At 30.0% G+C, this 15,902-nt stretch carries 16 protein-coding genes; 1 reads left to right on the forward strand and 15 read right to left on the reverse strand.

What is annotated here, in order from left to right; all coding sequences use genetic code 11:
* Positions 1–60 precede the first annotated feature (60 nt).
* Positions 61–1,413: a signal recognition particle protein gene (gene ffh / locus ETU08_RS06740; RefSeq protein ID WP_146262266.1), complete on the reverse strand. Its 1,353-nt coding sequence runs from the start codon at positions 1,411–1,413 to the stop codon at positions 61–63.
* Positions 1,414–1,606: 193 nt separating this feature from the next.
* On the opposite strand from ffh, the gene ETU08_RS06745 reads away from it, so the two are divergent.
* Complete coding sequence (locus ETU08_RS06745) at positions 1,607–2,533, forward strand: manganese-dependent inorganic pyrophosphatase (RefSeq protein ID WP_146262267.1); 927 nt, start codon at positions 1,607–1,609, stop codon at positions 2,531–2,533.
* 67 nt (positions 2,534–2,600) lie between these two features.
* Here ETU08_RS06745 and tssD (ETU08_RS06750) read toward each other — a convergent pair whose 3' ends face one another.
* The 14 genes from tssD (ETU08_RS06750) to ETU08_RS06815 all read right to left on the reverse strand — a co-directional run bounded on the left by tssD (ETU08_RS06750) (position 2,601) and on the right by ETU08_RS06815 (position 15,889).
* Positions 2,601–2,996 (reverse strand): type VI secretion system tube protein TssD, encoded by a 396-nt coding sequence (gene tssD / locus ETU08_RS06750; RefSeq protein ID WP_146262268.1) that lies wholly within the window; start codon positions 2,994–2,996, stop codon positions 2,601–2,603.
* Between the two features lie 125 nt (positions 2,997–3,121).
* A complete protein-coding gene (tssD, locus tag ETU08_RS06755; protein ID WP_146262269.1) occupies positions 3,122–3,508 on the reverse strand; it encodes a type VI secretion system tube protein TssD in 387 nt (128 codons plus the stop codon).
* 99 nt (positions 3,509–3,607) lie between these two features.
* A complete protein-coding gene (gene tssO / locus ETU08_RS06760; protein WP_146262270.1) occupies positions 3,608–4,132 on the reverse strand; it encodes a type VI secretion system TssO in 525 nt (174 codons plus the stop codon).
* Between the two features lie 12 nt (positions 4,133–4,144).
* Entirely contained in the window at positions 4,145–5,305 is a 1,161-nt protein-coding gene (locus ETU08_RS06765) for a hypothetical protein (RefSeq protein ID WP_146262271.1), read from the reverse strand.
* A 19-nt stretch (positions 5,306–5,324) separates the two neighbouring features.
* Positions 5,325–6,314, reverse strand: coding sequence for a TssN family type VI secretion system protein (locus tag ETU08_RS06770; RefSeq protein WP_146262272.1), 990 nt, complete (start codon positions 6,312–6,314; stop codon positions 5,325–5,327).
* Positions 6,311–7,258, reverse strand: coding sequence for a type VI secretion system baseplate subunit TssG (locus ETU08_RS06775; protein ID WP_146262273.1), 948 nt, complete (start codon positions 7,256–7,258; stop codon positions 6,311–6,313). The genes ETU08_RS06770 and ETU08_RS06775 overlap by 4 nt, the downstream gene beginning before the upstream one ends.
* A gap of 5 nt (positions 7,259–7,263) precedes the next feature.
* The gene (locus ETU08_RS06780) at positions 7,264–7,917 is read right to left on the reverse strand and encodes a C40 family peptidase (protein ID WP_146262274.1); all 654 of its coding nucleotides are present in this window, start codon (positions 7,915–7,917) and stop codon (positions 7,264–7,266) included.
* Positions 7,914–9,767, reverse strand: coding sequence for a type VI secretion system baseplate subunit TssF (locus ETU08_RS06785; protein ID WP_146262275.1), 1,854 nt, complete (start codon positions 9,765–9,767; stop codon positions 7,914–7,916). The genes ETU08_RS06780 and ETU08_RS06785 overlap by 4 nt, the downstream gene beginning before the upstream one ends.
* 3 nt (positions 9,768–9,770) lie before the next feature.
* Positions 9,771–10,205 (reverse strand): GPW/gp25 family protein, encoded by a 435-nt coding sequence (locus ETU08_RS06790; protein WP_146262276.1) that lies wholly within the window; start codon positions 10,203–10,205, stop codon positions 9,771–9,773.
* Between the two features lie 21 nt (positions 10,206–10,226).
* The gene (locus tag ETU08_RS06795; RefSeq protein WP_146262277.1) at positions 10,227–10,940 is read right to left on the reverse strand and encodes a hypothetical protein; all 714 of its coding nucleotides are present in this window, start codon (positions 10,938–10,940) and stop codon (positions 10,227–10,229) included.
* A gap of 2 nt (positions 10,941–10,942) precedes the next feature.
* On the reverse strand, positions 10,943–11,539 hold the full coding sequence (locus ETU08_RS06800; protein WP_146262278.1) for a hypothetical protein: 597 nt from the start codon (positions 11,537–11,539) through the stop codon (positions 10,943–10,945).
* 53 nt (positions 11,540–11,592) lie between these two features.
* Positions 11,593–12,963 (reverse strand): DUF5458 family protein, encoded by a 1,371-nt coding sequence (locus ETU08_RS06805; protein WP_146262279.1) that lies wholly within the window; start codon positions 12,961–12,963, stop codon positions 11,593–11,595.
* A gap of 2 nt (positions 12,964–12,965) precedes the next feature.
* Positions 12,966–13,412: a hypothetical protein gene (locus ETU08_RS06810; RefSeq protein WP_146262280.1), complete on the reverse strand. Its 447-nt coding sequence runs from the start codon at positions 13,410–13,412 to the stop codon at positions 12,966–12,968.
* A gap of 20 nt (positions 13,413–13,432) precedes the next feature.
* Positions 13,433–15,889 (reverse strand): AAA family ATPase, encoded by a 2,457-nt coding sequence (locus tag ETU08_RS06815; RefSeq protein WP_146262281.1) that lies wholly within the window; start codon positions 15,887–15,889, stop codon positions 13,433–13,435.
* Positions 15,890–15,902: the final 13 nt, after the last annotated feature.

A 15,902-nucleotide genomic window follows, 5' to 3' on the forward strand; every position in this document is an offset into this window, starting at 1 on the left:
TATAAAAAAGGAGGAAACTAAAATTAGTTTCCTCCCTTTTATTTATATAAAATTGGTTTATTAAAAAGGTTTACCTCCTGCTCCCCCCATTTGTTTTGCCATAGCTTGCATCATCATTTTTCCTTGCGGACTTTGCATCATTTTCATCATTTTACTCATTTGTTCAAATTGTTTAAGTAACTGATTAATATCTTGAATGGTTCTACCGCTACCCTTGGCTATTCTATTTTTTCTTGAAGTGTTTATAATGGATGGGTTTCTTCGTTCTTCCGGTGTCATTGAATATATTAGCGCTTCTACATATTTAAAGGCATCATCGTCTATATTTACATCTTTTAATGCCTTACCTACTCCAGGAATCATTCCCATTAAATCTTTCATGTTTCCCATTCTCTTAATCTGTTTGATTTGCTTTAAGAAATCATCAAAACCAAACTGATTTTTAGCTATTTTCTTGTGTAATTTTCTGGCTTCTTCCTCATCAAATTGCTCTTGTGCTCTTTCCACTAAAGATACAACATCACCCATTCCTAAAATTCTGTCAGCCATTCGCTCTGGATAGAATACATCCAATGCCTCCATTTTTTCACCTGTAGATATGAATTTGATAGGTTTATCTACCACTGTACGAATGGTTAATGCCGCTCCCCCACGGGTATCTCCGTCTAATTTAGTTAGAACTACCCCGTTGTAATCTAAGACTTCGTTAAAAGCTTTCGCAGTATTTACAGCGTCTTGGCCTGTCATTGAATCTACAACAAATAGAGTCTCTTGTGGATTGACCGCTTGATGAACGTTTTTAATTTCATCCATCATTACTTGATCAATGGCTAATCGACCAGCTGTATCTATGATTATGGCCGAGAATTTATTTTGATTGGCATATTCAATAGCATGCTGAGCAATTTCAACAGGATTTTTATTTTCTAATTCTGAAAATACTTCTACTCCTATTTGTTCTCCCAATACTTTCAATTGATTTATTGCAGCAGGTCTATAAACATCGCCAGCGACTAATAAAACTTTTTTATTTTTTTTTGTTTTAAGATAGTTGGCAAGTTTTCCTGAAAAAGTTGTTTTTCCAGAACCTTGCAAACCTGCAATAAGAATGATGGAAGGGTTTGAAGATAAGTTTATTCCTACATTTTCACCACCCATCAATTGCGCAAGTTCATCATGTACAATCTTTACCATCAATTGCCCTGGAGACAAGGAAGTTAATACATTCTGCCCTAAAGCTTTGTCTTGTATGCGCTTGGTTAAATCTTTAGCTACTTTGTAACTTACATCTGCATCAACTAGAGCCCTACGTATTTCCTTAACGGTTTCAGCAACATTAATTTCTGTAATTTTCCCTCTTCCACTTATGTTATGTAAGGCTTTATCTAATTTATCTTGTAAACTTTGAAACATGTTTTTTCAAATTTATGTATTGCAAAAATAGATAAGTTTTCATTAATTAAAAAATTATCTATTATTTATATATTTTCAAAATACATTTTAAAACTCTAAAGCATTTTGTCTCTCATTTTAAATCTATATTTTAAATGTATATTTGTATATTGATTTTAAACACCTAAATTATTTGATAATCTAAATTTAATTTATGAATAAAATACTGGTTATTGGACATTTAAATCCTGATACAGATTCAATTACCTCAGCAATTTCTTTTTCTTTTCTTCAAAATCAGTTAGGGAAAAATACTGAAGCAGTTGCATTAGGAGAATGTAACGAGGAAACATTATTTGCTTTAAACTATTTTAAGTTTGATGCTCCTAGAATTATTGATCGTGCTTCTAATGATACTAAAGATGTAATGCTTGTAGATCATAATGAGTTTCAACAGGCTGTTTCTGATATTTCAGAATTGAATATTCTTGCAGTTATTGATCATCATAGAATTGCTAATTTTCAAACTGCCTCTCCTTTATATTATCGTGCAGAAGCTGTTGGGTGTACACAAACTATAATTTTAAAAATTTTTAAAGAAAATAGTATTGCTATACCTAAAAATATAGCAGGATTAATGCTCTCAGGTATTATCTCTGATACTTTACTTTTTAAATCTCCAACCTGCACGGAAGAAGATGTAAGAGCTGCCGAGGAATTAAGCTCTATCGCAGAAGTTGATATTAATAGTTATGGATTAGATTTACTAAAGGCAGGGACTAATCTATCCAATAAAACTGCTGAACAGCTCATTCATTTAGATGCTAAGTCTTTTGAAGTTCATGGAAAAAAAATTGTTGTATCGCAAGTCAATGCTATAGATTTTTCTGATATTTTATCGAGAAAAAATGAAATCCTTGATGTACTAAACCATACAATTTCTGAATCTTCCTTGGATTTATTTGTTTTTGTTATTACAAATATTTTAGAGGGTGACTCTAAAATGATTTCTGCTGGCGGTCTAATAAACGAATGTGAGAAAGCTTTTAATACTAAATTTATTGATAACGAGGCTTTTTTAAAGGGTGTAGTTTCTAGAAAAAAACAAATTATTCCGTCATTGATGGATGCATTATCATAATACTTACCTATAAAAAAAGGCTTTTATATATTATAAAAGCCTTTTAACAAGTATAAATTTTATTTAATTAACTGATTTTCCAACTATTTTCAAATCCTACCGTACAGATGGAAAGTTTTTTTGCAGAAATAAGTAATTTTATTTTCATGGGTTGATCATTGATAGCATCAAATTCTTCTGAAAATTCAATACAATATCCCTTTTCAAATTTAACTTCTTGCAATTTACTCATCGCATCTCTCCTATAAAAGACTATAACTGCATCTTTGGTTTTTTCAGATGATAGCATCCATTCTATAAAAGTAGGTTTACCACTACTTTCAATAGTTAATAAAATTTTTCCTCCTTTACAAGATCCTTGAGGTTTTCCTGCATTATCTATGTTTTGATAGAAATCATATTTACACTGTAAAACATTGTAAGTATCTCCTTCCATCTCTAATTTTGCTAAAAAAGACGACATATAAATTTTTATCTTAGGGATTATTAATATTACAAGAGAAGGGAGCTTAAAACTCCCTTCTCAATTACTCTTTAAGATAAAAGAGTTAAAAGTTTTTACTAAAAGCTAACTTTCAGGTATATAAATTACACCCATTCGTTTACATGCTCTCCAGTTCCCATTTTAATAGTTTTTGCGGAGATTGTGAAAGTTTCAGTTAATGGATTTGATCCAATTGAATCAAAATTTTCTCTGTATTTTACAACATAACCATCGGTAAAGTTTAATTCTTTTAATGTTGCATCAGAATCTCTTTTGATGAAAACTACTTTACCATCTTTTCTTTCGAAACTATTAGTCATCCATTCGAAAACATCAGTTTCTCCAGTAGATTCTACAGTAACTTCAATCCTCCCTCCTCTAGTTTGAGAAGATGGACGACCCGTTGGATCTGTTTCTTGAGCTAAAGAATAATTAACATTTAGTACATTGTACGTTTTTCCAGCTACTTCTAATTTTGCTTTAAATGACATAATAAATAAATTTAAATTAAATAATTTTAGTTATATTACAAATATAAGTATATTTTTCATATTTTTTAAAATCCACAATTGTTAAAAAAAAGTTAATTCTTAATCTTTTTTATTTAACATTCTGCAAATATCTAAGTCTCTTTTCATTAGCTCAATTTGCTTTTTGTAAGTGACAATCTGCGCCAATAAAGTATCTATTTCTGATTTACTTTGACCGTAAGTTTTAATTGTTTTTTTTGCATCAATTAACGACCTGCTTGTTAGCAAAAAATTCTTGTAAAGCAGTCCTCTTCTTACACTGTCTTCTTTAGGTATTCCTTGTTCTATTTCTATAATTTTATTTATAGCTTTTTGTTGAAAATAGAAACTTGTGTTTAAATCTTGTTTAGGTAAATCGATAGAATCAATAAATTTTTTTAAATCTTCCATTTGATTTTCAAACCTAGCCTGGTATCTAAATTCAGTTATAAGTGCTTTATTTTCTTTTTTTAGTTGAGCATTTTCTCTTTTAGGCAGGTAGACATTGTAAAACAATGCCCATATTATAATTAATGTTGTAATTAAAAATAGACTTATAAAAATTATAAATGAAATAAATCTTTCTTTTTTATTTAGTATTTCCATCGGTTAATTTATTTATTCATCAAAAAATCTACTCCTTTTATTTTTTTCAATCGGATCATTTTCTAATCTTTCTTTTACAAATATTCCAGTATCATTTCTTTTTCCTATAAAGTCTAATTTATTTAGTGAAATAAATAATTGCTCTATGGTTTGCATAAATTTATCTACTTGTGTTAATGTTTTATCTATTTGTATATGGTTGTATCCAACATTCACTAAATCTGTAAATAAAACTTCAAAATCTCCTTGAGATAATCCACACCATTCTGCTAAATAGTTAAGTAATTCTTCCTTCCCTGCTCCTGATTTAGCATCTACGTAATTCTTCATAATTCTTGCTAAACGGACTATTTTATCAAACATAAATGCCGGAGTAGAATAAAGCCCCATCCACCGTAAGGAATTTATCTCATTTCCTAAATAGGTAATTATTATTTCCGACAACTTCAATACCATTACCGCTAGTTCATTGGTTTGCTGTTTCCTGTTTATTTTTTGGGCTATTTGTACGGCTAACAATTCTAATTGTCCCATGAATCGATCAATTCTGGTATGAGCATCAATTAATTCTTTATGACTGTTTGTCATCGTACAAGGAGGTATATAGTTTGGCTGTAAACGGGTTTGATCTCTATTTACAAGTATTTTCCCCACCGTTAATTGAAAGGATTTATGGGCCGCTTGCTGTGAACTTTGTCCTTCTAATTCTAAATGCAATCTATAAGTGGGATGTAAAAATGGATATCTTGGAGGGTTTTCTTCTGGATCTAATTCTCCGAAAGGAATCTGTTCTACCGGATTTACAACAATATTTGCTAATAAAACTAATTCTGTTCCTTGTTCTATGTCATAGACTGCTTCCGGATAAGGCATTTGTGTATCAATAGCATTGTCTTTCGAACTAATCTCTATTCTTGATCCATTAGGAGTTATGGCGTGGCATTCTTCAACTTTTACTCTTAGTAGCTTATGGTTATCTATAACTAGGGATAATTTAATGGACTCCAAAGGGGTTTGTACGGGTAATAAGCCGTAGCTTATAGGGGTTACATGGCTCCCTATTGCATCTCTTGTTACATCTGCAAAATTTTCTTGCATAGCTATGAAATGAGATTTATTTATCTTCATTCCATCTACCCAATTCACGGGAAATTTACTTAATTTTTCTAGCATGGCAGGGATTTATCTTTAATTAAATATTTTTATTTTCTTTTTTTTTAGATTTAGATTTAGCTTTTTCCTCTCCTTCAATTTCCTTCTCCATATATTTTAATCCTTCTTCAGCATCGATTAATGGAGGAGTTCTTTGGCATATAATTACACTATTCTCTTCTATACTATTCATATATAAAGGATAATCAGGTCTTATAAATTTTGCAAATCCTAGATACTTTGATTTTAAATAAAATACCCAGTGCTGTCTTTCTCCGTCTGTATCATTTAACTTTATGGTATCGTCAGGATTTCTAATGTTGTAGTCATTAACAAAATGATAAAATAAACGACCAAAATCCATTCTTATTGGAGCTTTTGCTCTAAACTCTGTTCGTACATCTGATTCAGGATTTTTGTAAAATACAAAGGTTACTACGAGCATATCTCTATAATCGCTATTTAATGGATCAGGAAATGAATGATCTTCGGGAAATTTCCAAGTTTTATATATCTTAGGAGGTACTGAAATTGTGGATTCAAATGTTAAAAATATTAAAGAGGGCACTATAAAAAATACTGTAGAACCCGCCATTGTATAAGCATAAGTATTTCCTTTTACAATTGTAAAAACGAGTACAAAAGGTATTATATTAAAAACAAATATTAGTAGAGTAAACAATCCTTCTACCCAACTCTGCTTTATGCTTCTTTTTTCAAATCTATTAAAATATACTCGATATAAATAGGTATGCGTAACCCCAACCATAAAAAATATAGTTTGATAGAAAACTAAAATATTATCCAATTGGTTATTAAATATTTCTGAAGAACCTATAAAGGTTATTAATGAAACTCCTAAAAATAATACTATCAGATAAGTTATATACTTGGATTTATATTTTTGTTTAAAATCGCCTACTTTAGACCCGAAAAAAATTGTTAGTAGTGTAAAAACAATTAAGATCACAATTATTCCAACTATAATTGTAGGGTCTATTAAGTCTTTAAAATAAGTTCTAAAATTCATATTCTTGTAGTTATACCTAATACGGCTGTCTTATTAAAATCAAATATTTCTTCTTCTTTATTAAGTAAAATTGTTGTTTTTACATCTATCTCCATCGGTAAAAAAAATTCGTAAAATAATTCTAAGAATTTTTTCATTTTCCCTTCGTGAATATATTCTGCAAATGATGTTTTTTTTAGCTCTCCTATTCTAAATTCCAGATATAATGAATAATCTAAATAAGCACTACCTGAAATCATGTCTAATCCTAAACGACAATCGCCCAAAGTTATATCTTGTTCGGTGCTGGATTGTTCTTTATAAGTTTGTTCTGCAATTTCAACCTTTTCTTCAATTAAATAACTTAGACAATGGATTGTTAGTTCTAAATTCCCGACTATTTGATTGGTGTAAGGAAGTATTCTAATGAGTTTAGACATTAATATTTCTGGAAGATCTCTGTCTAAATTCCAAAATTCATAAAAGAAATCTATGGGCTTAGATCCGTTTAGTTCTAATAATATTTCTTTCTCTTTATTTTCTCTTTCAATAGATTTAAGGAAGAATTCATTTTCAAAAGGTAGAAAGAATTTTCTGGCGTATTCTTCTTCTACTTTATGAGTTTTGTACTCTTGGGTCATTTCATCTACACTTATTTTCTGCCTATTTTTTTCAGAGGCATGAAATAATCCTTGTGGGAGTGTATCAAAAATTCCGTCTCTAGAGAGATTTATTTTAACAAATTGAGTGGTATCAAAATTAAAATCAACGATTTCTGCGCCTAAAACGTCTTTTCTAAATGGTCTTTTAAATTGTCCTTTAAAATCTACCAGAAAATTTCTATCCTCTTCTTTAATCTTATGGATTAATTCTGATACTATAACTTCTGCTCTTAAATCATCTGTTAAAGAGTTTATTCTGTTTTTAAGTATTTCTTGAATAGTATGTTTTTCTGTATTTTCCATTTTATTTAGTTGGACTCTTTATCTTCTGGTAATATTAATCTTCCAGCAGATATATATCTTAATTGAAAATAGTCATTATTAAAATCGGATATTATTAAGCCATCTCTCTTTGATGTGGTTAGAACTCTGTTATTCTTCAAATAAACAGCTACATCTGAAACAGGACTGTCTTTACCATATCTAAAAAATAAGATGTCTCCTTCTTCTAAATATTTTCTTCCAGTAAATAAACTTACTTGATTGGATTTAAACATTCCCATAGCGTTTGAGGGTAGCTTAATTTTGTAAGTATATTGATACAATGCACTTACAAATGGCGCCATATTTAGGCTATCTCGGGTAAATCCTTCACCGGAATATTTTGTTCCCAGCCATTGGTCTATAAAATCATAAAATTTATAATTTTTAACTTCTTGTGGCTTAACTCCTAATACAATAGAATACTTTTCTTTTAAGTATACTTCCCTATCGGTTAAGTTCATTTCATATTCCTGATTTAAGGTATCTAAAATGCTATACTTATATTTAGGTACATTCAGACTTTTCTCAATATCCTGTTGGTTATAAACAAGTTTAAAAGGTATATCTTTATAATATCGACTTCTACAAGACATTACAAAGAAGAAAATTAATAACAGTACTACTAATATTTTTTTCATTTTACAATTAATCTATATGGATATACATTGGATGATACGTAATCTAATTTATGTAAGAGGTTATCACATAAGTATTGCCATTCAAAATCTGATACCTGATATTCTGCTTTATCATTTCTTGTTAAAACTATATCAATGGTTCTTACAAATCCTTTGTTGGTTGATGAATCTACTTTGGTTCCTTTTCGGACTTCAACTGATGAGATTGAGAATTTGAAATGATTTAAACAGAACGTTTTTATATCTGCAAATGTTACCACTCTACCTCTAGTTAGTAATGCTTCTCTATAAGAAATAATTTTTTCTTGTGTGCTTAGTCTTGTTTTTCCTCCCACTGATGTACTTATTAACATAGCTGAATTTGGAACAAAATCCCCTGCCAATACACCATCTAATCGAGTCCCAACTCTTAAATCATTGGCATCTTCTCCGCTTGTTACCCAATAGGTAATAGTAAACATATCATTATCTCCTTTCGTTTCTGGTGATTTTGGTCTTATAATGACGTAAGGAAAACTAGTTTTAGTGAATTTTTTTTCTTTTATATGTTGTTCTAAAGTTGCAATTAATTGATTCACCTCTCTTATCGTTCCGTCTATAAAATCTCCTCCAATCACCGTAAAGGATGCACTTTCGTCTTTTAGAAGTTCAATGAGATATTGTATTAGTTCCGAGGCATTACGTTCATCAAAACGGGTAACTCCTGTATGTCTTAGCGTGGCATCTCCTATTTCTAAATTACCTTCTGAAAACTCTTTTATATGATACTTAAATCCTCTGGAATCATGGATGATTCCTAAATCTAGGAATGTATCATCAGAGGAAAGGGGGATATAGTTTATAAATGAATCTATAGTTTGACTTTGATTTAATAATTTTTTGTTTAAAACAGGGATAGAATTAACATAAAGCATTACGTTCTCCAATATATCATTGATCACCACTTCTGGAAATTGGATTTTTATCCATACAATATCTCCACTTTCCTGAATATTTAAATTTTTATCTTTAAATATTTCTTCTAATTCTTTAGGTAAATCAAAAATTCCTTCTTCTTCTAGTGATATATCCTCTTCTAAATGTATGAATTTATCTGCATAGAAGTTATTTACATCTGTATATAATTGATTTATTTTGTTGTAATTTTTATTTACAACGGCATCTATATCTATTTTAAAATTTGGAACATTATATCCTTCTTTAAAGGATACTTGTTTATTGTTTATGTAGAATTTGGCTTGTTTTAAATAGTTATAAAATACTTCTCTTTGAGAAATGTTTCTGATATCTGTAAAAAACATTAATTTTTCAATTACTGTTTCGTCTTTAGGACATTTTAATCCTAACCAAAGTTCACCTGGAGATAAATGTGATTTTATTTTACCTAATGGATCTTTGTGTATGATTCTTTTTAAAGAAAATAAGGAATTTCCATAGGCTAAATATTCTAAGGATGCTTGGGTTAATTTGAAAGGCAAGGTAGGTCCAAAACATATTTCTTTAACTGTAGGATTTAGTGGATCATAAATGTTTTGAATTGTTTTTTTACATTGAAATTGGTGCTCTAACGAAATTGTAAAATTATTTTCTAGAGGAACTACATGCATGATAGAACGCGCGGGAATTACTCCCGTTTTATTTTCCGGAGACATGATCTCTAGCAATCTTTCAATAATTCTAGATCGTGAATTGTTTAGCTCCGCTGATATTTTTTCAAGTTCAGAACTACATGCTTCCAAAAGTAAGGATACGATTGGATCAAAAGAGGTTTCTAGCTCACTATCTGTATATCCCCAGGTTTGTGCTGCTCTACGTAGTATTCTGTCTTTAATTCTTTCTTGTGTATCCATAATTTATACGTAAGATAAGGGTCCTAAGTAGAACTCAGATTTATATACAAATGGTCTATTTGTTTTTTTTATAAAGCCATTAATTAAGGCAACCACTCCTTTTTTTACTCTATATGAGTTGCTTAATGCTGCAACTCTTCCAACTCCAATGGTAACTATAATTTCAGTTACTTCCAGCCTGCATTCGTGCATTTTTAATGCATCTTTGATATTGTTTTTAATTCTATCTCTTAAAGAATTATCGTCTGATAAAAGATCAAAATCCATTTCCCAAACTTTACATCCAAATAATTCTTGGAATTTGCATTCTCCAAAAGAAGTTGTTACTATTAAATCTATATATTGCATAATTGACTTTTCAAGATTTGTTTTTTCCAAATCTTTTTTTTCAATTATATCTTTAAAATTTAATGGTTTTTTATAGTATATGCCGTACATAACTCAATAGTTCTTATCTTATTATAAATAAATAATTTTATTTATTCTTCCTCTTTTATCTAATTGATATTCTTTTATATGGTCTGATCTTTTAATCAAGTTGATTTCTACTTTGGGGGTTATCTGAACAAATTTTTCTCTATAAGATATATCTCCCATAAACTTTTGCCCCTCATTATGGTCAACGATATAGAAAAAATGATTGGTCTCGATTGTGTTAAAAAAATTGGGTGGCAATTTTCCTGCAACTAGTGTCGCAGATTCTTTATTTCTTAAAAGATTATACGATAAGTAATCCTGTTTTTTAGTTCTATATTTAGATACCTCAAATTTTTCAATTTTAGAGGTTAATGGTTCAAAAGTTAAAACAGGAATATTGTACATCTTTTTTTTCAAAATATTTAAGCCTAAAAAAGAAAAACCTCCGATTTCTTCATTTTTTAGCTTATTAAATAATAATGAATCTCTGGTTACTTCATAATAAGTCTTTTCTTCTGTTTTATCATCAGTTACCATCATCTTATAGGTCGGAATTTTAACTTTATTTAAAATTCCTTTTTGAACTTCTAGCTCTACTTCATTTATTTTTTCATCTGAAATTGTAATGGTTATGGTGTGCTGTCTTAAAGCAGAGTCGAACTCAGCCATTTTTTCCCTTTCTCCATTTCCTGTGTACATGGATGATCCTGCATTATCTGTAATTGAAAGAGATAAACCTAGTTGAGGTATTGGCATGTTTATTTATATTTAAAATTTTGATACCTTAGGCATTGTAATTCATCTCTGAATTTTTCTGATTTTTCATCTGTTAAATGAAATTCAAAATCTTCATCAAAAGTCAAAACTTTTAAACTTTTCACATATCCTTGCTCTAATTTCTTAATATCTTTATGGGTAATTTCACCTATAAATATACCGTCACAATTGGGCTTGTATATATTGTTTATTCTATATCGATAATCATTATCCAATATAAATTCTAAAACTTCGTCTTGTTTTAGGCAAGTGTTAAATTTAAACAATTTAATATATAAAAAGGGCTTGGTTCCTTTTCTTTTACCTAACTGAAAAACTCCATATTCTTTCTTATCATTGTAGGCTCTTTCGTAATAAGGTTCTGCATATATATATGGACGATTCTTTAAATAATCTATTTTCCTATTGTTTAATGTAAATAGAGAATTACAATCCACTACTCTTGTAACTAATGTATCCTCAGAAATAGTTATTAATTCATGGTCCGAGGTATCAAGAATTTGTTCTTGAGAATGTAGATTTATAAAATTAATTAATAGAATCGGTAAAATTATATTGCTGATAATCCTTTTAAACATACTATTGTTTTTAAAAGAAAGGAGAAATTATCTCCTTTCTTATGTAGTTTAATTTATTTTTGTTCGTATTCAGTATCCCATTCGTTTCCATCATCTCCTTTATGTCCATCCATTTTTATTAGGAAGTTTTTAGCTGGGAAATATGGTTTCATATGTATATCCAAATAAATTCTATCTTTTTGTACGGGATCTTGTTCAAATCTTCTCACTTCAAAGTTTTCAATTAATTTATCAGGACCAGTGATTCCATCTAAAAATCTTACGATCTGATTCATAATTTCTTTTCTTGTTTTAGCGGTAAAGTTTTCAAAAGCTCTACGATTTAAAAAGTCCATTAAAACTTTTGTAACATAGTCAAAAACACGCACAACTGAATAAGTTTGTAATCCTAAGTTATCACCGTTAAATAATGTTTTCCCAGAGAAAGCCATCACTTTTCCGTATTCGTTAACCATAGGAATTAATCCCATATTTTCAAGATTTGCAATTTCACTTTTTTTCAAGTCAAATTTAACTCCATCAACCTCGTTAATTCCCCCGAATTTTTTACCAGCTGTAACTTGGGACATTAAAGTTTTATATATTTTTCCTGCTAGTGCTGCAGATGGTGGTACGTATAAATCATCAATTTCTTCAATTTCATCAAATTTACCTCTACCCACTAGCCAATTACAAGTCATTAAAACGTTTGATCTGTAGATATCTCCACCTGTTAAATAAGCTTCATCAAACATTTCCATAACATCGTCCGGTTCGTCTAAATGAGCGAAATCCGTTACTAACATAACTTTATTTTGATGTGCTATTTTTGCCCATTTTTCAACCACTTTGTTTCCGCCTAAATAACCAGGAATTACTAACAATCCATAGTTGTTTTTAAGGTCTAATCTATCGTAGTTATCTACCAATTCATTATGTATAGCATCAATAAAACGAGTATTATCTAGATCTGTTAATTGATCCATCTCTGCATTAACAATAGATACATTTTTTATTTTGTCTTGTTCCGTATTTTTATAAAACAAGGCAATAGTTCTATATGCTTTTTCTAACTCTTCTGTTTCTTTTACAGCAGTAGCTAAGTTTTTAAGCAAAGTTTTTTCTGCTACTTTACTCTTATCTTCGCTTTGAGCTACCATGTCAGTAAGGTTGTTATTCCCTTTTAATACTTCCAACCATAACTCTAAAGTTTTTTTAAGGGCAGTTCTTTCATTGGTTTTGCTTGAATCTCCTAAAAATATTTGACGTCTTGCCTTTCTTTCCGGATTCATGTTTTGCACATTTTCAATGGCTGATTCTAATAAATCAAATCCACCGAATTTGGCTAATTTATCAATTCCTTTTTGAACATCTGCTTTTCTTCCGGTTTCTACTACGGAAACCCCTTTGGTTTGAACCTGAGTTTTTATTTCGTCTTTAGGCATGATTATTTCTGATTTAATTCATTAATTAACCCCTCGATTGATTCCATTAAAGCCTCTTTAGCATCTGGATCTTCTAAGGCTGCTTTTAATATTTTGTTAGTTTTTAATTGTTTAATTATTTTTTGATATTGCTCTTTTTCCATTTTTAAATCTGTTAGGAAATTGCTTTGGGCAGTTATCCCTTTGATTCCAAAATCTCCTAAGTTTTTAAATTTTAACTCTTCGAATTTTGTTGCTCCTTCTGCATCTTCAAAATTAACTTTAACTTCTGGCTTAAAATGTTCAAAAACTTGTTCAACGGTATTTAAACCTTCAACAATCTCAGGTTTTACAGGTGGATTTCCTGTTAATTTTTGTGCTATTAATGTTCTGTTTTGAGCGATCTCTAGTATCGCTTCATTTGCATCTAATGGGACTTCATTCCCACCTATTCCAAAATTTGACAACATAGAATTTTATTTTTAAGTTATTATTTTATTTTCCAGTTTAATTGTTTATTTTCAAGATATACTTCCACTTGGTCTCCTTCTTTAATCTCTCCTGAGATAATCTTTTTAGCCATTGGTCTTCTTAATTCAGATCTTATTATTCCTTTTAATGGTCGTGCCCCATAAGTTGCGTTAAATCCGTTATCTACTAAATAAGATTGGGCTTCGTCTGAAATCTCAAGATTTATATTTAAGCTTTGTACTAAATCTAACAGTTCTTTTTTCAAATGAATTTTAAATATTCCTAAAGCATTTTCCTTAGTGATTGGACTGAATGGTATTATTTCCGTTAAACGTCCTAAGAATTCTGGTCTAAAATTATTCGTCATGATTTCCATTAATTGATTAGAAGGGGGTAAACCTTTTCCTTCATTAACTGAATTGACAATAAACTGTGCACCAATATTGGATGTAAATAGTATTAATGCATTTGAAAAATCTCCTTCTTTTCCTAATCTATCATGCAACTTCCCTTCATCCATAATTTGAAGGAATACATCAAATACGGAAGAGTGGGCTTTTTCAATTTCATCAAACAAAACTATTGAGTAGGGTTTTTGTCTAATTTTATTAACCAATAATCCTCCTTCTTCATATCCTACATATCCTGGAGGAGCACCATATAATAAAGCTGCTGAATGTTCTTCTTTGAATTCCGACATATCAAAACGTATGATCGCATTTTCATCTTGGAATAAAAAATCCGCTAATGATTTTGCTAACTCTGTTTTCCCTGTTCCTGTTGGTCCTAAGAAGAAAAAGGAACCCATGGGTTGTCCTGCTTTACTTAAGCCTGATCTTGATTCTAAAACAGCTTCTGTAATGACTTGAATAGCATAATTTTGACCTACTACTCTTTTCTTAAGAATCTCTTCCATGTTTTGTAGCCTGTCTTTTTCTTCTGAATGAAGCTTCCCTAATGGAATGCCAGTTTTTTGAGCTACTACAGCGGCTAAATCAATGGGTTCAATATGCTCCTTTTTAGCCAAAGATGCTTCTGATAGTTTTTCTAATATTTGATTTAGATAATTATATAATTCTTCTTCTGATAATTTTTCAATATCTTCACTAAGTTCCTTTTCTTGGGATAATAAATATTGGGATTTTCTTTTTAAATCTTCATAAAACCATTTATACTCTAAACTTTTATTAGATGTATAACTTTCTTTTTGCTTTATGCTTTCTAATCTTTTTTGAAGTACCTCTTTCTCTTTTAAAAAAGATATACCTGCCGTTTTAATTACAGACATGGTACGATCCAATAAATTAAGAGCGGATTCTGGTAGACTTTTTTCTTTTAAATATCTTTTAGACAATCTTATGGATTCCTCTATAGAGTCATCCGTAACTTTTATTTCATGATGAACCAAATAAGATGTTAATGCTGATTTTATAATTCTAAATGCTTGTTTTTCATCAGGTTCTTCTACTTTTATTACCTCAAACATTCCAGAAAGACTTTCATCTTTTTCTATTTTTTTGGTGTATTCATCTATGGTTGTTGTAACAATCAATGTTAATCCTTCTTGACCGGAAAGTTCACTTTTTAAAATACTCGAAATTCCAGCATTATCACTATTCTTGTCTAGTAATACATGAATACCATCAATAATTAATATTGCTTGTGGGTAAGTTTTTAACTCTTGCAATATCTTTTTTAATCGATCTTCAATTTCTCCTTTGTAAGAAGCTCCAGCGATTAAAGTTCCTAAATCTAATTCGTAAATTTTTGTTTTTATTAATTTATCTGGAACTTGTTTATTTGCTACAAGATTAACAAATCCTTCAATTAATGCTGTTTTCCCTACTCCTGGATATCCCTGCAAAAGCACATTGGGATTAACGAATCTACAAATGATCTCAACGATTTCTTTAATCTCTTTTTCTCTAGCAACAATTTTTTTAGGACGTTTTCGTACCTGTACTAATTTATCTTTGCAATATTTAAATAAGTATTTAATGGATTTGGAATTGGTCGCTTTTTCTTCTGTAGCCTCTAAAGTTGTATTATGATCTACCTCTGTTAACAATTCTTCTCTAACTACTGGAAAACTTTTCATTTGATCGTAGGTAAATCCTACTCCTGGTGTGGCTAATGCTACCATTACGCAATACAAATCAACTTCAGATCTTCCTAATATATCCCTTATTTCATCAGCCTCATTTATTACTTTATCAATATCACCATTAGGTTCAGGTTGAGTGGGACGACCTGCTTTAAGTTCATCGTCTATACGCACCTCAGCCCATTCTTCAATGAAGAAAACATCTTTCTTCATTGATTCTAACTCTTTTAATAACGAAAGATCTCTATGTAGTATAGCTTTTAAAAGATGTGAAGGTCCGTATTCTGCATTTCTGTTTTCAGTTGCGTACTTCCTTGCTAACTCTAATGCTGTATGTAATTCTTCATGAAATAAAGCTTCTTCTTTCTGCATCTCAGTTTATATT

The sequence above is a fragment of the Apibacter muscae genome, from assembly GCF_007845635.1.
In the GTDB taxonomy this organism is placed as follows: Bacteria; Bacteroidota; Bacteroidia; order Flavobacteriales; family Weeksellaceae; genus Apibacter; species Apibacter muscae.